The sequence below is a fragment of the Paenibacillus sp. UNC217MF genome, from assembly GCF_000686865.1.
In the GTDB taxonomy this organism is placed as follows: domain Bacteria; phylum Bacillota; class Bacilli; order Paenibacillales; family Paenibacillaceae; genus Paenibacillus_B; species Paenibacillus_B suaedae.
This window is the reverse complement of sequence record NZ_JMLT01000003.1, coordinates 622,085-642,481: the sequence shown is the minus strand read 5'-3', so window position 1 is coordinate 642,481 and position 20,397 is coordinate 622,085. Positions and strand designations below refer to the sequence as shown.

General features: G+C 48.4%; 15 protein-coding genes. 10 read left to right on the top strand and 5 right to left on the bottom strand.

All coding sequences use genetic code 11. The features are described from left to right. Nucleotides 1–137: 137 nt before the first annotated feature. Nucleotides 138–683, top strand: coding sequence for a dihydrofolate reductase family protein (locus BP95_RS0103075; protein WP_021256987.1), 546 nt, complete (start codon nucleotides 138–140; stop codon nucleotides 681–683). A 150-nt stretch (nucleotides 684–833) separates the two neighbouring features. On the opposite strand, the gene ilvD is transcribed toward BP95_RS0103075, so the two are convergent. Together ilvD and BP95_RS0103065 are read right to left on the bottom strand one after the other, a co-directional pair. After that, nucleotides 834–2,519 (bottom strand): dihydroxy-acid dehydratase, encoded by a 1,686-nt coding sequence (gene ilvD, locus BP95_RS0103070; RefSeq protein WP_028531379.1) that lies wholly within the window; start codon nucleotides 2,517–2,519, stop codon nucleotides 834–836. Nucleotides 2,520–2,808: 289 nt separating this feature from the next. Beyond that, nucleotides 2,809–3,900, bottom strand: coding sequence for an acyltransferase family protein (locus tag BP95_RS0103065; protein WP_021256985.1), 1,092 nt, complete (start codon nucleotides 3,898–3,900; stop codon nucleotides 2,809–2,811). A gap of 1,115 nt (nucleotides 3,901–5,015) precedes the next feature. Between BP95_RS0103065 and BP95_RS0103060 the strand changes: the two genes are divergently transcribed. The 4 genes from BP95_RS0103060 (at nucleotide 5,016) to BP95_RS0103045 (ending at nucleotide 10,839) form a co-directional block, all read left to right on the top strand. Further along, on the top strand, nucleotides 5,016–6,026 hold the full coding sequence (locus BP95_RS0103060; RefSeq protein WP_028531378.1) for a 2-oxoacid:acceptor oxidoreductase family protein: 1,011 nt from the start codon (nucleotides 5,016–5,018) through the stop codon (nucleotides 6,024–6,026). A 29-nt stretch (nucleotides 6,027–6,055) separates the two neighbouring features. After that, on the top strand, nucleotides 6,056–8,362 hold the full coding sequence (locus BP95_RS0103055; protein WP_021256983.1) for a thiamine pyrophosphate-dependent enzyme: 2,307 nt from the start codon (nucleotides 6,056–6,058) through the stop codon (nucleotides 8,360–8,362). A 208-nt stretch (nucleotides 8,363–8,570) separates the two neighbouring features. Beyond that, nucleotides 8,571–9,350, top strand: a complete 780-nt coding sequence (locus tag BP95_RS29440) for an NAD-dependent protein deacylase (RefSeq protein WP_021256982.1) — start codon at nucleotides 8,571–8,573, stop codon at nucleotides 9,348–9,350. A 4-nt stretch (nucleotides 9,351–9,354) separates the two neighbouring features. After that, nucleotides 9,355–10,839, top strand: coding sequence for an FGGY-family carbohydrate kinase (locus BP95_RS0103045; RefSeq protein WP_028531376.1), 1,485 nt, complete (start codon nucleotides 9,355–9,357; stop codon nucleotides 10,837–10,839). Between the two features lie 202 nt (nucleotides 10,840–11,041). Here the strand turns inward: BP95_RS0103045 and BP95_RS0103040 are convergent, their stop codons facing one another. Together BP95_RS0103040 and BP95_RS0103035 are read right to left on the bottom strand one after the other, a co-directional pair. Next, nucleotides 11,042–11,254, bottom strand: a complete 213-nt coding sequence (locus BP95_RS0103040) for a hypothetical protein (RefSeq protein ID WP_028531375.1) — start codon at nucleotides 11,252–11,254, stop codon at nucleotides 11,042–11,044. Between the two features lie 35 nt (nucleotides 11,255–11,289). Beyond that, the gene (locus tag BP95_RS0103035) at nucleotides 11,290–12,243 is read right to left on the bottom strand and encodes an AraC family transcriptional regulator (RefSeq protein WP_021256979.1); all 954 of its coding nucleotides are present in this window, start codon (nucleotides 12,241–12,243) and stop codon (nucleotides 11,290–11,292) included. A 168-nt stretch (nucleotides 12,244–12,411) separates the two neighbouring features. On the opposite strand from BP95_RS0103035, the gene BP95_RS0103030 reads away from it, so the two are divergent. From BP95_RS0103030 to BP95_RS0103010, 5 genes are all read left to right on the top strand, one after another. Next, nucleotides 12,412–13,617 (top strand): galactokinase, encoded by a 1,206-nt coding sequence (locus tag BP95_RS0103030; protein WP_021256978.1) that lies wholly within the window; start codon nucleotides 12,412–12,414, stop codon nucleotides 13,615–13,617. Between the two features lie 4 nt (nucleotides 13,618–13,621). Further along, entirely contained in the window at nucleotides 13,622–14,608 is a 987-nt protein-coding gene (gene galE / locus BP95_RS0103025; RefSeq protein WP_021256977.1) for a UDP-glucose 4-epimerase GalE, read from the top strand. 13 nt (nucleotides 14,609–14,621) lie between these two features. Then, nucleotides 14,622–16,232, top strand: a complete 1,611-nt coding sequence (locus BP95_RS0103020) for a UDP-glucose--hexose-1-phosphate uridylyltransferase (protein WP_021256976.1) — start codon at nucleotides 14,622–14,624, stop codon at nucleotides 16,230–16,232. A 314-nt stretch (nucleotides 16,233–16,546) separates the two neighbouring features. Beyond that, complete coding sequence (locus BP95_RS0103015; protein WP_028531373.1) at nucleotides 16,547–17,419, top strand: hypothetical protein; 873 nt, start codon at nucleotides 16,547–16,549, stop codon at nucleotides 17,417–17,419. A gap of 412 nt (nucleotides 17,420–17,831) precedes the next feature. Beyond that, on the top strand, nucleotides 17,832–19,364 hold the full coding sequence (locus BP95_RS0103010) for a copper amine oxidase N-terminal domain-containing protein (RefSeq protein ID WP_021256974.1): 1,533 nt from the start codon (nucleotides 17,832–17,834) through the stop codon (nucleotides 19,362–19,364). Nucleotides 19,365–19,500: 136 nt separating this feature from the next. On the opposite strand, the gene BP95_RS0103005 is transcribed toward BP95_RS0103010, so the two are convergent. Then, the gene (locus BP95_RS0103005; RefSeq protein ID WP_028531372.1) at nucleotides 19,501–20,253 is read right to left on the bottom strand and encodes an IclR family transcriptional regulator; all 753 of its coding nucleotides are present in this window, start codon (nucleotides 20,251–20,253) and stop codon (nucleotides 19,501–19,503) included. Nucleotides 20,254–20,397 lie beyond the last annotated feature (144 nt).

Sequence of the window (20,397 nt, the reverse complement as noted above, 5' to 3'; positions counted from 1 at the left end):
CAGGCTGTCTCATCCAAGATGAGGCAGCCTGTTTTGCGTACGGTGGCAGAGAGAACATTCCTTTATTAATATGACAGAGGATGACATCATTAAGGTCTATAATGAGGGAAACAAATCAATGAAAGGGGAGGCCATTTATGGGGCGAACAATAATTCTTGATTTAGCCGTTACGATAGATGGTTTTATTGAAGGGAAGAATGGGGAAGTAGATTGGTGCATGATGGACGCTGAGATGGGATTTACTCATTTCTTACATCAAATTGATACGATTTTGTATGGAAGAAAAAGTTATGATTTATGGGGACAATTTACGCCAGGAAGCGAAAGTACGGAAGCTGAAAAAGAAATGTGGGAACTTGTTCACAGTAAAGAGAAGTATGTGTTCTCCAAGACGCAAAAAGGAACTGATAATCAAGCGATATTCATAAATGACAATATCCTTGAAGAAGTAAAGGCATTAAAGAATAAGCCTGGTAAAGACATCTGGCTGTATGGTGGAGCAAGCCTTATCACAACTTTTATCCGTTTAGGTCTTGTTGATGAATTCAGATTATCAGTTCACCCTGTTATTTTGGGTGAAGGGAAACCATTGTTTATGGATATAAAACAGAGGTTGAATGTAAAGTTGGTTCATACAAGAACATTCTCCTCTGGCGTTGTACAACTAATCTATAGAACATAATATTGCATGTCAATAATCAAAACGATCATCATGAAGATCGGGATTGGATCCAGCATTGTTTAGCCTACAATTTATTTTTGCAGAACAAGAAGCCCGCTCGGTATAGCAGAGCGGGCTTCCTTATTGCAACAATACGTATTAAAAATAGAATTAGATCTTTAAAATACCGCCTTGGCTTGCATTCGTAACGAGCTTGGAGTAGCGGGCGAGATATCCGGACTTCACCTTCGGCTCGAAGCCTTTCCAACCAGCACGACGTCGTTCAAGCTCTTCATCGGATACTTGGAGCTCGATCTTGCGGTTGTTAAGGTCGAGTTCAATAATATCCCCATCTTCAACGAAGGCGATTGGGCCGCCTTCTGCTGCTTCAGGCGAGATGTGACCAATGCTGATGCCGCGGGAAGCGCCAGAGAAGCGTCCGTCTGTAATCAGACCTACCTTAGCGCCCAAGCCCATGCCGACAATTTGCGAGGTTGGAGCAAGCATCTCAGGCATGCCTGGACCGCCCTTAGGGCCTTCATAGCGGATGACTACTACATGGCCTTCCTTGACTTTGCCGTTCGCGATACCAGCCAATGCATCGTCCTGGGAGTCGAAGCAGATTGCAGGGCCCATGTGATGCCCGCCAACGGACGGATCAACCGCGCCGACCTTAACAATCGCGCCTTCTGGAGCCAGATTGCCGAATAGAACGGCCAAGCCGCCCCGTTCGCTGTGCGGGTTATCCAAGGTGTGAATCACATCGGTATCGAGAATTGGGCTGTCCGCCACATTCTCACGCAATGTATTGCCTGTTACGGTAATGCACTCGCCGTGGAGGGCGCCTTCCTTCTTGAACAGCTCGTTCAGAACCGCGCTGACGCCGCCAGCGTTGTGCACATCTTCAATATGATAATCGGAAGCAGGCGCAATCTTGGCCAAGTGAGGCACACGCGCTGCTACTTCGTTAATACGTTCAATTGGATATTCAAAGCCAGCTTCTCTTGCAATAGCAAGCGTATGAAGCACCGTATTCGTGGAACCGCCCATCGCCATATCAACGGCAAAGGCATTGTCGATAGCTTCCATTGTTACGATGTCGCGCGGCTTAATGTCCTTCTCAATGAGACTCATCAGCTGCTTCGCGGATTTCTTGACGAATTCACGTCGCTCAGGCGCTACAGCAAGGATCGTTCCGTTGCCCGGAAGCGCAATTCCGAGTGCTTCTGCCAAGCAGTTCATGGAGTTGGCTGTGAACATGCCGGAACAGGATCCGCATGTTGGGCAACCATACTGCTCCAATTCTTGAAGTCCTTTATCGTCAATCTTGCCGGCTTGATAAGCACCAACACCTTCGAACACGCTGGAGAGGGAGATGGAGCGACCGTTGGAATCCTTACCAGCCTTCATTGGCCCGCCGCTGACGAATACAGTCGGGATGTTGACGCGCAATGCGCCCATAATCATACCTGGTGTGATCTTGTCACAGTTCGGAATACATACCATACCGTCGAACCAGTGTGCGGATACAACGGTTTCAAGGGAATCCGCGATAATCTCACGGCTTGGCAGCGAGTAGCGCATGCCGATATGGCCCATGGCAATCCCATCATCGACGCCAATGGTATTGAATTCAAATGGAACGCCGCCGGCTTCGCGAATGGCTTCCTTTACAATTTTACCGAATTCCTGCAAATGTACATGACCGGGAACGATATCGATATACGAGTTGCATACTGCAATGAACGGCTTGTCGAAATCTTCTTCCTTAACGCCTGCGGCACGCAGCAAACTGCGGTGAGGCGCACGATCAAAGCCCTTTTTAATCATGTCTGAGCGCATCTTTTTGGCTGTCATATGGTAAACCTCCATCTCATGTCCTTCCCGTCGCGCGGGACGAGTCCTATTTTTCTACTTCTTACATAAAATCGAACTTTTGAATGGCTTTTTCTAGTGCTTGCCAATGGGTTTCTTAGTAGTCTATCACAACTGTTGGGGTTTATCTACCAATCCATTCTAGGCGAACACGCTGTTGCACACACAAAAACACCGCAAGAAAACAGCATGCAAAAATGCAGATTCTCGCGGTGTTTGGACAATGATTGTGAGCCGAAACCAGCTCGTATGTGACAACAAGAATAATCGATTAGCTGTGCTTGATTTTCGCGCGGAACAGCTTATGGCGTATCCATCCTGCAATCGGATCCCACTTCGGCTCAATAATCGGATGGAGCCATGCCGTAACCTGTGGCTGCGCCAGCAGAACAGCACCGGCAATAGACGCTGCGATCAGCAGTGCTGCGCTCCAGCCTGACGTAATATGAGCATATACACCTGTCAGCACGACGGAGCGAATGATTAGCCCATGAAGGAGAAACACGTACAAAGTTCGCTTGCCTAAGCTCGTTAAATGAGTTTCCCGTATTGGCACCCAAGCCAAGAAGGCAGCGGAAGCAACTATTTGCGTCAAGTAGATGACGGTACGGTTGAATAGGGCAAGCCAACCGGACTGTGTCCATCCAAGTTCATGGAAGGTCATATGATTCATGAACCAGATAGGATTGATAGGCTCAGACATCATATAGAGCACGACAAGCAGCGCCATGGATATGGCAACCCCTATATACCGCACGAACGGTGTCAGCCATGCCCGAAATCTCTCATAAGAGAATGTGTACCCAATAACGAAGAACGGCAAATAGACGACCGAACGAGAAATGCCGAGCCACGCGCCCTGGAGCGGCAGAAAGCCGACTAGAAATCCTAATACAATGGAGATAAGCAGTGGATGACATATCGAAAAACGCGTGAACATTTTCATCATAAGTCTCCAGAATAGATGGCCGACTAAGAACCAGAGCAGCAAATATGGAATGAAAAAGGAATGACTAATGCCTGGTACGCGAAACACAAGATAATCAAGCAGCGAGTAGATCGTTTGAAAAATAATATATTGAAGTGCGATTTGCTTCAGGATACGAATACCTACCGCACCGTTTAGATTGCTGCGTGCAAAATAACCTGTGATGAACACGAATAAAGGCATGTGGAATGTAAAAATCCAAAGGAAAATAGCTTTCATCTCAGGCATGCGCATGATGAGTGGTTCAATCGCATTGCCGACAAAGACGCATACAATTAGTAGAAATCGCAAATTTAAGCCGAACGTCTCTCCACTTTTCGTTAACGTTGACGGCCCGCATCCGGGGGCAGTTGGGATACTAAGGTGCTCCCGCATGATGATTCCCTCCTTACCTAGGTGTAGTCGGTTTACGGATCTCTATTTGAATGTGGCACCGTAAGCCGGCGAACTCATTAGCTGTCATTTATAGATTCAAAGTAACATAGAAGGTAAGTATACATTGTGATGTTAATCACAAATAACGCTTTCAATTGTGCCCATTGTTTGCAGCCAGTTAAGACTGCTTAATTCAGTTGACTATTTGGCAAATATAGGGGTATGATAAGCCGTAATAGAGCACATTTCTACAAGAAAAGAAGGGAGATGACAATTGCAACCGCTACCATTTTGTGGTGCGTAATTTGATTCGTAATAACCGTGACAACCGTACTCCTTCTGAATCTGGGGCTGCGGATATTTGCTAGCATTGGTATATTCCTTTTATGGATAGAAACATAGCATTTCCCCATCATTGAGAGAGCTGCTTATCATCAGCTCGCGCGCTTGCAATGGATTCAATTAGGCATGATTGAGCCCTGACAGTCATAACATAATAGACCTCTAGCATATATGTTACGAACTATGACACATGCCTTTATTTGAGACAGATTATAACTTTTTGAAATCAAATCTTACTTCGGCACACGGTATCTAATCCGTATGCGTGCATGATCATGCATGTCATTGCTCGACATTTCACCTCAACCTTCAAGGATCTATTGGATTCTCATTCTCACATTACCACGCATCTGGGCTGTCTAGTCTTTTCTTTCTATTAGATTGCAGTCATTCATTATTCACATTTCATCGATTGGTCAATTTACCCTTAGTCATTAGTGACATAAATCATACTTTGTACCATTCCATCAGACTTACCATTTTGTCATACCGTAACAAGTGCGAGTTCCCAATGTTTCATTTGTGGTGCATTCGTGGTGCAGCGCAGATCACTTAGAACTGGTTCGTCACATTTAGTGCGGGTAAAGTGGTGTATTTTGCTGCCCGAATTCAGTCTGAGTTAACCTGCATCCTGCAAATCAATGCGGACGATGCGAACAACCTCCACCATTTTCGGTTCTATCTGTCTAGGAGACAGCTGCATATAACGACAAAGGTTCTGCTTCCAGCGTTGTAAGCAACGTAGGGGGAGCAGTTAGGAAAGGAGTGCCTACATGGTTACACTGCCTAAAGTAAATGATCTAGGTTTTTTTGAAATCCGATTGGAATCAATCGGGGGGCTTGGAGCGAATTTGGCCGGCAAAATGCTGGCGGAAGCTGGAGTTACCGGCAGCGATTTGAACGGCGTCAGCTTTTCCTCATATGGATCAGAGAAAAAGGGTTCTCCAGTTAAGGCGCACATTCGGTTCTGTATGCCAGAAACGCTAATCCGGGATACGACACCAGTGGAACGTCCTCATATCGTGGGTGTTTTTCATGAGTCTTTATACAAGACAGTCAATGTAACGAGCGGCATATATGAGGACAGCCTCATACTCGTCAACTCTGCCAAATCTCCTGAGGAACTGAAGGAGAAGCTGAAGCTGCCGGGTGGAACCATCGCGGTGGTCGATGCAATTGGAATTGCGTTGGAAGAGAAAAATCGCGTGAATATGGCGATGCTCGGTGCGCTGTTCCGCTTATGCGACTTCTTGGATGCAGAGCAAATGAAGGGCGTTATTCGCAAATCACTGGAGAAAAAATATCCGGGGGCGGTTCAGCCGGCGCTGAATACGTTCCAACGTGGATATGATGAAGTGAAATTCCAGTCATTTTCCTTCCCTGAGGGAGTCCTGCTGCCGAAGCCAATTCGTTGGGATACGCCAGCGCTTGGCTATGAGACGCAGCCTATCGGCGGTACCGTCGTGAATCCAGGCAACTCCATCTTGAAGGATCTAAGCATCTCTCGTGCCGGTATGATGCCGCACTTTGCCTCAGATAAATGTATTCATTGCGCGGCCTGTGATAATGTGTGCCCTGATTTTTGCTTTGTGTGGGAAGAACAGCCGGACAAGAAGGGTCGACCGCAAATGTTCCTCCAAGGCATTGATTATCAATATTGCAAAGGCTGCTTGAAATGTGTATATGCATGTCCTACAGAAGCATTGACCGATGAGCGGGAAGAGGACGGATATGCGGATGAACATCGTGTTCCGCATATGTTCGAGCTGGCTGAACGCCATTGATAGATAGAAGGTAAGGAGGATGAGTAGCTATGGCAATTGAGTATGAAAAAGAAGTGACCGGCGGTACGGTTGAGCAGCGGATGGTGTATGAGTCAGGCAATGAAATGGCTGCATATGCCGCACATCAAATTAATTATCATGTTATGGGCTATTTTCCGATATCGCCATCAACAGAAGTGGCACAATTCCTTGATCTGATGAAGGCGAACGGACAGCATGACATTAAGCTAATTCCAGCAGACGGTGAGCATGGATCGGCAGGAATATGCTATGGAGCCTCGACTGCAGGTGGACGGGTATTCAATGCGACGAGTGCGAACGGATACATGTATATGCTTGAACAAATGCCTGTCCAATCAGGTACGCGATTCCCGATGGTCATGAATTTAGTGTGCCGCTCCGTATCGGGTCCGTTGAACATCCATGGGGATCATTCGGATTTGTACTTTGCACTGAATACAGGCTGGCCGATTCTGCTCTGCCGAGATCCACAAGCGGTGTACGATATGAACATTATGGCGCTTAAGCTTGCAGAGGATCCAGAGGTTCGGCTTCCAGTGCTAGTTGCATTCGATGGCTACTTCACCTCGCACCAGAAGCGGCGTGTTCAGACCTTCGCCAAGCGAGAAGACGTACATCGCTTCGTTGGCGAACAGCCTGTGCGCGGATTCGCTGATACACTGGATCGCAATAATCCAATCACGGTAGGGCCTTATATGAACGAGCCGGATTATATTAATAACTGTTATCAGCAGTCCATGGCTATGTATAAGGCAGAAGAGGTGTTCGATCGCATCCGCACCGAATATGCTGCGCTGACGGGACGAGATTATCCGATTCTGGATTTATATCGGATGGAGGATGCAGAAGTAGCTGTATTCCTGCTTAATTCCGCGGCGGAAATTATTAAGGATGTCGTCGATCAGCTTCGGGAGCAGGGAATTAAAGCCGGTTCCATATCGCCGAACATCATTCGCCCATTCCCAGCGAAGGAGATAGCGGATGCGCTGGCTCATATTAAAGTCGTGACAGTGGGAGACCGTGCTGATTCTTATGGCGGTCACGGCGGCAATATGGTCAATGAGGTGAAGTCAGCACTGTTCACGCATGGTAACCGTGATACGATGATAATCAGCCGTATTTACGGGCTTGGCGGTAAGGATTTCTATGCTGAGGATGGTCATGCACTGTTCGAGTGTGCCATTGAGGCAGCACAGAAGGGCTATGTCGAGAAGCCATTCGATTACCATGGACATACGCCTGGTGACCCAGCCAAGGCCCCGCAGCGTGTCATTGAACCGATGAAATATGAAGATTTGAAGACAGGGCTAATTACGGTGAAGCAGGATGAGGAGTCCGGCAAGCTAAGCGTTCGCGTTCCGCCGCTGCGCCAATTGACGAAGAAGCCGAAGCGAATTGCTCCAGGCCACGGCGCGTGTCCAGGCTGCGGCATCTTTTCCGGTCTTGAGCTGTTCTTCAAGGGGATCGAGGGAGATATTGTAGCACTGTTCCATACGGGCTGCGCAATGGTTGTCACAACCGGGTATCCTTACTCTGCCCACAAGGCGACATATATTCACAACCTGTTCCAGAATGGGGCAGCAACGCTGTCCGGAGTCGTCGAAATGTTCTGGGAACGGAAGCGGCGCGGTGAGCTGGATCACCTGAACCTGCCAGATGATTTCACGTTTGTGATGATTACAGGCGATGGCGGGATGGATATCGGTATGGGGCCGGCGATTGGAGCGGCTCTGCGCAATCATAAGATGATTATTTTGGAATACGATAATGAAGGCTACATGAACACGGGTGCGCAATTGTCATATTCGACTCCGCTTGGCCACCGCACTTCGACCTCTAACGTAGGCAAGGTGCAGGCGGGCAAGATGTTCCATCATAAAGATACCGCGCAAATTATGGCGGCAACGAACATTCCATATGTCTTCACAGGTAGTGAAGCATTCCCACAGGATTTGCTTAAGAAGGCGGCTAAAGCACAATGGTATGCTCAGAATGAGGGGCTTGTATACGGCAAAATTTTAATTACCTGTCCTCTTAACTGGCTGTCCGAAGACAAGCTGGGCACACAGATTGTCAATGCAGCCGTAGATTCCTGCTTCTTCCCGTTGTATGAAGTGGAACAAGGGGTTACAACAATTACGTACAATCCGGAGGATAAGAATAAGAAAGTTCCGTTACTCGAATGGCTGGTTATGATGGGCAAGACGAAGCATATGAGCAAGCCGGAGAATGCGGAGGCGCTGCAGTCGTTCGAGCAAGAAGTAGAGCGGCGCTGGAATGTGCTCAAGGCGAAGAGCGAGAACCCGTATCTATAATAGGCTAGGTTAATATATTTTACTCAATCCATATAGGCCTGAGAACGCATCTGTACTTGATGCCTTCTCAGGCCTTCTTCGTAGGAGCAGAAGAATAGCTTGTCAGTGTGGGATCGCGCATGCCGCCCTTGAAATCTTTCCCTAGATGAATAGGTACGGTATACTTAAAATTGAACTGTTTAGGTGGAAAAGGGAGGAAGCGACGACGATGACAGAACAAATGAATCCTATTCTTCATGCTCATGCAGAGGAGCTGGCAGATTTATTGCGCAGCAGCAGGCATGTTGTTTTTTTTGGCGGAGCAGGAACATCGACAGAGAGCGGGATTCCCGATTTCCGATCGGACAATGGGGTATTTGCGGATGATGAGGCATTCCGATATCCTCCGGAAGTCATGCTGAGCCGCTCCTTCTATGATCGTGATCCGGCGACGTTCTATCGTTTCTATCGCGCGAAGATGCTGCATCCCTCTGCGAAGCCGAATGGAGCACATCGTGCATTGGCCCGGCTAGAAGAGGATGGTATCGTGTCGGCAGTCGTCACACAAAATATTGATGGACTGCACCAAGCAGCAGGCAGCAAGGAAGTATGGGAGCTTCATGGCTCGGTGCACCGGAACCGCTGCACCGCTTGCGGAGCGGAATATGGACTGGATGCAGTGTTGAACAGTGAACAGGCTATCCCTTCCTGCATGCAATGCGGAGGGACATTGAAGCCTGATGTTGTACTGTATGAAGAGCAATTGAATGATGCGGTTATTTCAAGAGCGATTGAACGGATACGGGAATCGGATCTGTTAATCGTGGGCGGTACTTCGCTTACTGTGCAGCCAGCGGCCAGCTTTGTTCGATTAGCAACGAAGGCGAAGCTGGTGCTGATGAATCGGACGGCGACGAGCATGGATGGACATGCGGATGCGGTATATCGTGAACCGATGGGGGAATTGTTCGCACTCGCATATTACAAGATGACAGGGAAAGAGGTATAGCCCTATGCGCATGATCGGGGTTGACCTCGGGACGACCAATCGCAAGGTCGGACTATTCGATGAGTCAGGCAGACTTCTAGGACAAGCAAGTCGTCCAACCGTTACCGTAGATACGAATGAAGGCTACGTTGTATATGATCCAGATGCGATGTGGAATGACGTATCCGAAATGGTTCGCGAGCTAATGGATGCTCACGGTGAAGTTCCTGTTGATTATATCGGGATTACGAGCATGGCGGAGAGTGGACTGCTCGTGAACCGTCACACAGGCAAGGTGCAATCTCCGCTCCTGCCGTGGTTCGACACATGCTCTTCCGAGCAAGCGGAGCGGGTTCGTCAAGAAGGAACGCCGTTGGAGCTGTTCCAGCGTACAGGACTGCACCTGTCGTTCAAGCATGGATTGCCGAAGCTGCTCTGGCTGAAGGATCGAGATGCGAGTATGTTCAAGCAGGCTGTGTGGCTGTCCGTATCGGGATATATTGCATACCGATTAACTGGTGCAATGGCCTTCGACCCATCGCTTGCGACGCGAACATTTGCATACAGTATGGAGACGGACAGCTGGGATGTCCCGTGGATTCGGCATTTCGGATTGGATGAGCAGATTTTCCCGGAAGTTCTGCAAAGCGGCATACCCCTAGGAACTGTAGCGCCAGAGGTAGCGGGAGCCCTTGGTCTGTCTGCCCATACACGAGTTGCAATTGGCGGGCATGATCATGTCTGTGCAGCACTTGCAGTTGGGGCTGTGCAGCCGGGTGACGTATATGTTTCTATGGGAACAGCAGAGACGCTCGTTGGCACAATCGCGAAGCGTCCACTCGGACAAGCAGAGTTTGATACCGGATTATCCTACGGCTATCATGTTGTGCCGGGTTATCACTTCTGGATGGGTGGCAATGCTTCTTCAGGCGGTGCAGTGGAATGGATTCGGAGACAGCTTGCCGATGAGACATTGTCCTACGAAGAGATTAAGCAGCTCATGAACGATGTGAACGATGGCCCAGGGGAAGCTCTGTTCTTCCCGTATTTGTCGGGAAGCGGCGCCCCGTATCCAAATTCGAAGACGCGTGCTGCCTTTATCGGTCTGTCCAAGTCGCACGGCAAGAAGGAGCTATTGCGGGCAGTATTTGAAGGTACGGCTTATCAGCTGGAGATGATTCGTCAAAGTGCGGAACGCAATTCGGAGCATGAGATTCGCAATATGTGCGCAGTTGGAGGCGGAACAAGGCTTCCTGCATGGTTGCAAATGAAGGCGGATATATCGAATGCAACGCTCGTCGTGCCGCCTATTGAGGAGGCGACGATGCTTGGCGCTGCATGCGCAGCTGCACTTGGGGGCGGGTATTATGCCCATGCAGAGGAAGTGCGTCAGGCGATGCAAAGTCGAGGCGTAGACACCTATCATCCTCATGCAGAGCGTCACCTTCGTTATCAACAGGTATACGACTCACGCTATATGCCTGTTGCAGAAGCGTTGTGCGGGATGTAGCGATCCATTAAGAGAAATGAAAGTTCCATCGGCGTGGAACGAGAGAGCTGGATTCATAACATAACTTGGAAGAAATAACGATAAGAGTCCATATCGAAAGCATTGAAACAACTACAGCATTAGAGTGGATATGTCATTCACATAATAAGGAGCGTTGCTATTTTCTGTTTATCAGGGCAACGCTCCTTTTCATTTAGCTAAATTAGGATTTGTGAAATGGATTCAGCTTATCTACCGCGCGGCGGAACAGCTCGCCAACTGCGCTAGTCTGCTTGTGATCCTGTACGTAGACTCCACCAGTATTCGTAAGGTCTTGAATAAGCTCTGAAATGGATTTGGATGCAGCTTCCTTACGACTGGATTCCGCTAATCGCGCCTGCTGCTCCCACTCTTCCTTGATGCTCAGTCTTTTCATAGGTGTTCCCTCCTAATTCTTGGTGTACATCCATACTAAGATTTACGCTGATAAGTGCTGTCGGGTTGCATAACTTGATTGCGATAGGTTGTAGGAGGCTGCCCATAGAACCGCCGGAATTGTCTCGAAAAATAGAGCGCATCAGGGATGCCGACCGAGGCGGCTATATGCTCAACCGTTAGATCAGGACGTTCTCGAAGCAATTGGCGGCCCTTATCGATTCGCAGCTTCAACAGGAAGGTAACAGGTGTCATGTCCGTTATCCGCTTAAATATGCGAGAAAAATAGGCCCTGCTGTACCCTAAACTCTCCGCGATATGCTCGATGGATAATGGGTGCGCATATTGAGTAGACATCATCTGGATAGCCTGCCGTACGGTCTGCTGCATTTCAGACTCGGGACGCAGTCGATTCGTGTCATCCAATTGCCGCTGCATGCCTGCATATTTCGCCATAATGAGATGGAGACAGCCGTGTGCAATCAGATCGGCTGCTACACTTCGCTCTTGAAAGGCCGTAGTAATGTGCTTCATCTGATAGGGAACATCCATGTGATCGTCTGCACGAATAATGGGGGTTTGTTCCGAGAACCCAGCACGGCCTACGAGGTCATCAGCAGAACTGCCTTGAAAGGCAATCCAGCAGTATTTCCATGGCTTAGCTGCATCGGATTCATAGCTGACGAGGCGTCCGGGTGCGATGAGGAACGCATCCCCCGCCTGAAGCTCGTAAGTTTTCGTTTCCGTTGAAAATTTCCCTTGTCCATCCATAATATGATGGAGCAAATAGTAGTCGTAAAGTTTAGGGCCGACCTTATGAGAGGGGACGGTCTGGCTTTCCCCTGCAAATAGGACGCGTAATCCTTCTTGTTCGACGTAGGTTGGATTTGAAGCAACCGTATAGGTCTCTAGAGCGCTGACGACACTAGCCTCTGCATCGCTAGTTGCAGTTGCTGCCTCTGCCGCTTCATAATTAAGGGAGTCAGTCATAATGAGATCCTCCTTGCGTGTACAATAATAGTATTGTAGCATGAAAATGATGGTAGAGTCACATAAGTCCATATGTAGCGCACATCGATATATTACGAAATCCAGCGGATATTCGTATGATAAATGTAACGGTATCGTATTCACGTGAGACAACGGGAGGTCATTGTAATGGATGCAAGCAAACTATTGGCAGGTTTTGAACAACGATATGGAACGAGTTCTGCACCGGTTCGTTTTTTCCATGCTCCAGGACGAGTGAATTTGATTGGAGAGCATATTGACTATAATGGAGGATATGTGCTCCCTGCCGCATTGGAATTCGGGACGACTCTAATAATCCGTGAACGTGAGGATCAATGCATACGACTGGCGACGACGAATTTTGAATACCAGCTGGATATTGAACTGGATGCACTTGCAGAAGCGAAGCAGGATCAATGGACAGATTATCCAATCGGAGTCATGAATCAGCTCGAGCAATCGGCTCGTGGCTTGACTAGAGGATATGAGCTGCTATTCCACGGAGATATTCCGAATGGGGCAGGATTGTCTTCTTCTGCATCGCTGGAAGTGGTAACCGCTTATGCGCTGCTTACGATGGAAGGGCACAGCATTGATCGAACAGACATCGCTGTATTGTCCCAGCGAGCAGAGAATCAATTCGTGGGCGTGAATTGTGGCATCATGGATCAATTCGCAGTATCGCAAGGCAAGCTGGATCACGCCATTCTATTAATGTGCGATACGTTGGAATATACGCATGTACCTTTCCAGACAGAGGGGTATTGTCTTATTATCGGCAATACGAATAAGCGCCGCGGGCTAGTCGATTCGAAGTATAATGAGCGCAGAGCACAGTGTGATGAGGCGGTACGGGCGCTGCAAGCTACATATCCGCATATGACGCTGCTGGCGCAGCTTACCGCGGAGCAATTCGAAGCTGCGGCCGATACGATTGCAGATGATATCGTGCGTGCACGTGCGGCGCATGTCATTGCAGAGCATGATCGCGTGAAGCAGTCGGTTGAGGCGCTGAAGAACAATGACCTGATTCGTTTCGGCGAATTGATGAATGCATCGCATGACTCCTTGCGTGATTTGTATGAAGTCAGCTGCAACGAGTTGGATATTATGGTAGAGGAAGCACGACATATCGAAGGGACACTTGGTTCTCGAATGACGGGAGCGGGATTTGGTGGCTGCACGGTATCGCTCGTACGTGAAGGGGATGCTGAACAATTTGTCGCGCAAGTAGGTTCCGCATATGAACAGCAGACCGGATTACATCCGGAATTTTATATCTGTCGCGTAGGAGATGGAGTAAGAGAGATCAAGCCTTCTATACAGACAGCAACAATTGGTGAGGAGTGGTAATAGCATGGCAGTATTAGTTACAGGTGGAGCAGGGTATATTGGTTCGCATACGGTTGCGGAATTATTGGCGCGCGGTGAAGAGGTCGTGATTGTAGATTCGTTAGAGACTGGACATAAAGATGCGGTTCTAGGCGGTACGCTTCATATTGGTGATGTTCGCGATAGTGCATTTCTCGATTCTGTATTTGCGCAACATTCTATTGATGCAGTCATTCATTTTGCTGCCTACTCACTTGTAGGCGAGAGCATGAGCAATCCTGCGAAATATTACGATAACAATGTCCACGGCACGCTTGTTCTGCTTGAAGCGATGCGCAAGCATCAAGTGTCCCGGATTGTATTCTCATCAACTGCAGCAACTTATGGGGAGCCGGAGCGCACACCGATCGAAGAGACAGAAGCGACGAACCCGACGAATGTATACGGGGAGACGAAGCTGACGATGGAGCGGATGATGCGCTGGTTCGATCAAGCACATGATATTCGCTACGTTTCGCTGCGTTACTTCAATGCGGCTGGCGCTCATGAGAATGGCAAGATCGGCGAAGATCATAGACCTGAGACGCACCTCATTCCACTTGTATTGCAGACAGCACTTGGCCAGCGGAAGGAAATGAAGGTGTTCGGCAACGACTATCCTACAGCTGACGGCACATGCATTCGTGATTATATCCATGTCAGCGACTTGGCTGATGCCCATGTGCTGGCAGTTGAATACTTGCGCGGCGGCGGTCAGAGCGATGTGTTCAATCTGGGCAGCGGCAACGGGTTTTCGGTTCTGGAAGTGATCCAGACTGCAGAACGGGTTACGGGAAGAAGTGTACCAACTGTGGTGGAAGAGCGCCGAGCCGGAGACCCTGCTGTGCTTATCGCATCCGCTAACAAAGCGAAGTCTGTTCTGGGCTGGAATCCGAAGCGGGATGATCTGAATGTGTTGATCGAGAGTGCTTGGAAATGGCATCAAGCACGTCCACACGGATACGATAGCTGAGGAGGAATGCGAGATGACACAAGGTGTGGAAGGATTAGTTCTGTCGCGAGCATCTGCCCAGCGGGCAAGCTTCGCGATTGAGACCTTGATTCGATATGCAGTACATCATGATCTGATGAATCGGCTTGATATGCCCTATGTTCGCAATCAGCTATTAGCTTTATTCCAATTGCCAGAGCCTTGTTCAAGCTTCCGAGATGAGAAATGGGAAGCAATTCCGGATGAACCGCATCCTATACTCGATGAGCTGCTGGATTATGCCTATAAGAGCGGCATTCTTCCAGATAACACTATGACGCAGCGCGATCTACTTGATGCTCGGATTATGGGGCTTCTCATGGCGCGTCCTTCTGAGATGCAGGACCGTTTCCAACGGATACGGATGACGGATGGAATGGAGCGGGCAACCGATGATTTCTATCGTCTCAATCAAAAGTGCAATTATATTCGGACTGATCGTGTCCGCAACAATGAATACTGGCTTCATATGAGTGAGTTCGGTGAAATGGAAATGACGATCAACTTGTCGAAGCCGGAGAAGAGTCCGCAGGAAATTGCGCTTGCTGCACAGTTGTCCGCATCTCACTATCCCGAATGTCTGCTCTGCGCGGATAATGTAGGGTATGCAGGAAGACTGGATCATCCTGCCCGGCAAAATTTGCGCATTCTCCCAGTGGAGTTGAACGGAGAATCCTGGTATTTCCAATACTCGCCGTATGTGTATTATAACGAGCACAGCATTATTTTCAACAGTGAGCATATTCCGATGAAGCTAACGCGTAATACGTTTGCACGTTTGCTGCACTTTACGGAGCAATTCCCGCATTATTTCATTGGTTCTAATGCTGACCTGCCCATTGTAGGCGGATCGATCCTCAGTCATGATCATTTCCAAGCGGGCAGACATACGTTCCCAATTGAACGAGCGCCGATCGAGACTCGGTTCACGCATTCGGCATACCCTGGCGTAACCGCAGGGATTGTTCGCTGGCCGATGTCAGTGCTGCGGCTGCAAGGTGAGCAGCCGGATGTCCTGCTTCAATGTGCGGATGAAATCTATGAGCAGTGGAAGCTGTACAGTGATGACAGCGTAGGGATTGCAGCGAGTACGACTCGTGACGGGGAATCGATTCGTCACAATACGATCACGCCAATTGTAAGGCGCCGGGGTTCGTTATTCGAGATGGACTTGGTGCTTCGCAACAATCGCACAGATGAGGTTCACCCTGAGGGCATATTCCATCCACACCGAGAGCATCACCATATTAAGAGAGAAAATATCGGCTTAATTGAAGTGATGGGGCTTGCGATTCTCCCAGGGCGTCTGAAGCAAGATATTGAGCGGATTACGACTCTGTTGTCCGAACAAGGACAATGGATGGAGGCAAGGGATCAACTGAAAGAAACCGATAGCCTATATCCTCATCGTGTTTGGGTGGATCAATTACTGGATCAATACGGGATTATGGCAGTTGATAAGGCTAGACAGGTCATTTTGCATGAGATCGGCAATAAGTTTGTGACCATACTGGGTCAAGCGGGCGTATTCAAGCATGATGAGTTGGGACGCGAGGCCTTCTGCCGTTTCGCCATGGCATGTGGGTATGAGCAAGTAAAGCCATGAGCGAATTTTGGAAGACATCGTAATATTAACAATTGAATCCTATTAATACTTAAATATAAGTGATGCTGAATTCTATTAATACTGAGATATAAGAGATACTGAATTCTATTAATAATGAGACATAAGAGATACTGAATTCTGTTAATACTGAGATGTAAGTGATAGTGGAACATAAGGATTAACGAGTGTTGCTGAATGTTATTGATTGTTAGTATAAACGATTGAATCGCATAGATAGTAAAGTACGTAATAGTGCCATTAAAGCAGTATAGAGAGAAGATCAAAAGGGAATGAGGACGGAAGGGGGAGCGGCAGTGGCTGCTTTACAGATGAATACCATTCAGCATGAACGCTGGGGCGAGAGTTTGCACCTAGAGAATGGAACCTATGAGGTAATTGTGCCGCTAACATTTGGCATCCGAATTATGCATTTCAGCTTATGCGGTCAAGAAAATATGCTGTTCGAGGATCGTGAAGGAGCAATCCGCCAGGAGGGAGAAGCGTTCCATGCCTTAGGCAGCGACGGTTGGCTGCTTCGCGGCGGGCATCGGTTATGGGCAAGTCCAGAAGCTTATCCACGGACGTACACGCCGGATGATCGGCCTATTGAATACGTACGAACAGCGTCAGGCGTGAGATTGATTGCTCCGGTAGAACCATGGACGCAATGCGCCAAGGAGATCGAGCTGATTTTTCAGCAAGACGACGTCGTTGTCATCCACCGTATTGCCAATAAGGGAGCATGGCCGATTCAGCTGGCACCGTGGGCGATCACGGTTATGGCACCGGGTGGTACAGCTGTTGTTCCGCAGATTACAAGAGATACCGGCCTGCTCCCAAACCGCTCCATTTCGCTGTGGCCATATGCTGCTATGAATGATGAACGGGTGACATGGGGAGAACGACACATCGAAGTGAAGCAAGTTGCTCACCTGAAGCAAGCGTTCAAGTTCGGTATGCTACAAGAGGAGGGCAAGGCGTCTTATACAAGAAATGGAATCGTTTTTGAGAAGCGCTATGAACCGATTTCTGGTGCGAGTTATCCGGACGGGGGTTGCTCCTTTGAATTGTATACGAACGAGCATATATTGGAACTAGAGTCACTCGGGCCGCTTGTTACCTTGGAACCAGAAGCTGTAGCAACCCATCAGGAAGTGTGGAGCTTGGCTCCAATCAAGGTTCTGTAATTTGCAATGTGGAATGAAGCGGAGTTCAGTGATTTTCCACAATGAACGAATAGCTAATTAGATGTCTAGTACTTCCATATGAATGATTGAATAGGCATTGCTACAATTGGCGCTGTTCGCTGTATTCTTAGAATATAGCTGTCAGCGCTTTTTCTAATCAGGCAGTGAGACGGTTGGAGGACTGCTGATATAGATGCAGATGAATTGCAAGAACAACTACAAGAACAACCACTAGAGTAATTGCAGGAGTAACTGCAGCCAACAGGGGATCTCCGATATATTGTTGGAATTATTTCTTTACACGGTATTCCGATGTCCTTCATAATGGTCATGAGATACATACAGCTTACGTATCAGATCGGAATTGTAAAGGCAGGTATTCGATATGAAATGGAAAGAGGGGAAACGGGACATGAAAACATGCAAGTGGTTAGCAATGTGCATGGCGGCAGTGCTTGTGCTGCTAACAGGCTGTCAATCAATTGGCGGACTTGATGTGACGAAGGTCATGAAGAAGCAGCTGGACATCAACTCGTATGAAGCACAGCAGACGATGAGCATTCATTTTGAGCCGGCATCTGGCAAGCTGCAAGATGATGATACTGCAATGATAAAAGCATTCAACGATGCGCAATTGACAATTCAAGTGAAGGCGCAGGATGCCCAGCGTTTTTCGATGAGTGGCAAGCTGAAGGTGGCAAGCGACGAGGTTCCGTTCACAATTGGCAGGAAAGACAATCGCATGGCGCTTAAGCTGGAGGGAGCTAAATCCCCTATTGTAATGAGCAATGATATGAATACTCAACTTTTATCTACGGTTCAACCTGCTTCAAAGCAATTGAAGGCTTTTACTGAATCTACGATAACGCTATTTGGCAAGCATGCACCGAATCCTCAAAATGCATCTGTAAAGCAAGTCACAGAGCAAATAATGGGACAATCGCTGCCATTATCGCAGCTCCATATTGAATTCGGAGGCAATGAACTGGTGCCATGGGTGAAGCAACTGCTTCAATCTGCTTTGAAGGACGAAGAGGGCATGAAGGCTTGGTTTCTGGAAATGGGCAAGTGGTACGTACCGATGCTAACGGCTGCGCTTTCGCAAGCAGCTCCTGAGATGGAGGGAGAGGTTCCAGATATGCTGAAGGATGGCGAGGCATTTGGATTATCGGCGTACAAAATGTTCAAAGAACAGCTGCCATCCATCATTTCACAGCTCGATCAAGGTTATGAGGCTTGGGTGAAGAGCAATCCGGACGCGGCCGTTCTGCTCGGGCCAGATACGAAGCTCGTCTTGGATCTGTATGCAGATCAGGAATCGAATATTCGCAAGCTGAATGCATCGCTGGCGATCGCTGTTCCGGCTTCTGCTGGAGCTCCGTTCAAGAAGGTTACCATTAACCAATCAACCGAATACAGCAATCTGAATGGAAATGTGAAGGTGGATGACGTGGATTTCTCCTCTTCCGTATCCCTAACAGATCCAGAGATGACGCCTGGCAAGTGGCTCAGACACTTCGACCCTTCATCTGTAGCGCACAAATGGCTGAAGCAAGTGGGAGTAACGAAGAAGTGGACGACAATCCCAGTCTCAACAACGAACTATGACGACTGGTTCTATGATGATATGGCGCTGCCGTATACGAAGAGTGGAACGATGATGGTTCCGCTGCGCTTTATTACGGAGGAATTCGATGCGAAGCTGAAATGGGAAGGCAAGACGAAGCTAACCATAACTGATGATATTACGGGAGCAGTAGCGGAACTAACGATGAATAGCAAGCAGGCGAAGGTTGGTGGGCAGACGCTTGTCATGCCGCTAGCACCAGAAGTGAAGGATGGGCAATTATATGTTCCGCTCCGCTCACTGTCGCAAATGCTAGGCTTCACGTTTACGATCAATAAACATGACGGGTCGCAGTGGCTCGAACTGAACCGTGAGTAACGGTTACGGTATGCTAATCGTGCTCATCTAATAGCAAGAACAACAATAAGGGAAGCTGATTAAGGGGAAGGTTCCTCTTCAATCCAGCTTCCCTTATGTATGATGAGGGCGATGCATTGCTTGCAAGGATACGCGTCTAACTAAAGCCGTGCAGGCGCGACATCTCTTGGGTCACCTGCAGCAGCATGCTGATCCAGCGATCGACATGAGGCTCCATTCGATCACTCGGGCCGATTAAGCTAATAGATGCATGTACAGAGCCATCACCATGGAAGATCGGTGCAGCAATGCCCGTTACGCCAATATTGCGCATGTTCGAGCTCATCTCATAGCCCTGTTCACGGATATTTGCAAGACGCTCGCTCATTTGCTCGCGCTCCGTGATGGAGTAGTTCGTAAAAGCAATCATTGGTTCTTCAAGCAAGGCCTGCTGCAGCGACTCCGGACTATAGGCCAGAATAACGCGCGAGGCACTTGTCGCATAGAGCGGAAACCGCCGATAGGCATCAATGATGAAGCGGATTGGCAGCGGGGAGTCGAGCTTGTCGACATAGATCGCGTCCAGCTGATCGCGAATACATAAGCATACCGACTCCTTCGTCAATTCTGCGAGCTGCTGCAAGTAAGGTCTTGCAAAGCTGACCATATCATCATCGTTTTTTACCTTATTTCCTAATTCCAGCAGTGTATACCCTAATGAATACAGCTTCGTCCGTGGATGCTGCTTGATCAGTCCTTCGCTCTCCAAGGTGGTCAGCATTTTATGGACAGCCCCCTTAGACCACTGCAATTCGCGGCTTAAATCCGTGACTCCCCATTCCTTCGATCCGTGAAGAAACAGCTTCAGCAGTGTACAGCATTTCTGAACGGATGACAGATAGTGCTCCATATTCTCTCTCCTATGATCGTACTAGCCGATATTTTCAATTGGTGGCATGATGCTGACAAATGGAAATATGGCGTTGTTCAAGTAATTGTGCGAGTGCTGGGTACAAATTGTGTTAAAATGTGACAAATTTCATGGTTCTATATT

What these genes read in the sequence shown, in the direction of transcription:
- BP95_RS0103075 (WP_021256987.1), top strand. Translation starts at nt 138, where the DNA reads ATGGGGCGAACAATAATTCTTGATTTAGCCGTTACGATAGATGGTTTT.
- ilvD (WP_028531379.1), bottom strand. Translation starts at nt 2,519, where the DNA reads ATGACAGCCAAAAAGATGCGCTCAGACATGATTAAAAAGGGCTTTGAT.
- BP95_RS0103065 (WP_021256985.1), bottom strand. Translation starts at nt 3,900, where the DNA reads ATGCGGGAGCACCTTAGTATCCCAACTGCCCCCGGATGCGGGCCGTCA.
- BP95_RS0103060 (WP_028531378.1), top strand. Translation starts at nt 5,016, where the DNA reads ATGGTTACACTGCCTAAAGTAAATGATCTAGGTTTTTTTGAAATCCGA.
- BP95_RS0103055 (WP_021256983.1), top strand. Translation starts at nt 6,056, where the DNA reads ATGGCAATTGAGTATGAAAAAGAAGTGACCGGCGGTACGGTTGAGCAG.
- BP95_RS29440 (WP_021256982.1), top strand. Translation starts at nt 8,571, where the DNA reads ATGACAGAACAAATGAATCCTATTCTTCATGCTCATGCAGAGGAGCTG.
- BP95_RS0103045 (WP_028531376.1), top strand. Translation starts at nt 9,355, where the DNA reads ATGCGCATGATCGGGGTTGACCTCGGGACGACCAATCGCAAGGTCGGA.
- BP95_RS0103040 (WP_028531375.1), bottom strand. Translation starts at nt 11,254, where the DNA reads ATGAAAAGACTGAGCATCAAGGAAGAGTGGGAGCAGCAGGCGCGATTA.
- BP95_RS0103035 (WP_021256979.1), bottom strand. Translation starts at nt 12,243, where the DNA reads ATGACTGACTCCCTTAATTATGAAGCGGCAGAGGCAGCAACTGCAACT.
- BP95_RS0103030 (WP_021256978.1), top strand. Translation starts at nt 12,412, where the DNA reads ATGGATGCAAGCAAACTATTGGCAGGTTTTGAACAACGATATGGAACG.
- galE (WP_021256977.1), top strand. Translation starts at nt 13,622, where the DNA reads ATGGCAGTATTAGTTACAGGTGGAGCAGGGTATATTGGTTCGCATACG.
- BP95_RS0103020 (WP_021256976.1), top strand. Translation starts at nt 14,622, where the DNA reads ATGACACAAGGTGTGGAAGGATTAGTTCTGTCGCGAGCATCTGCCCAG.
- BP95_RS0103010 (WP_021256974.1), top strand. Translation starts at nt 17,832, where the DNA reads ATGAAAACATGCAAGTGGTTAGCAATGTGCATGGCGGCAGTGCTTGTG.
- BP95_RS0103005 (WP_028531372.1), bottom strand. Translation starts at nt 20,253, where the DNA reads ATGGAGCACTATCTGTCATCCGTTCAGAAATGCTGTACACTGCTGAAG.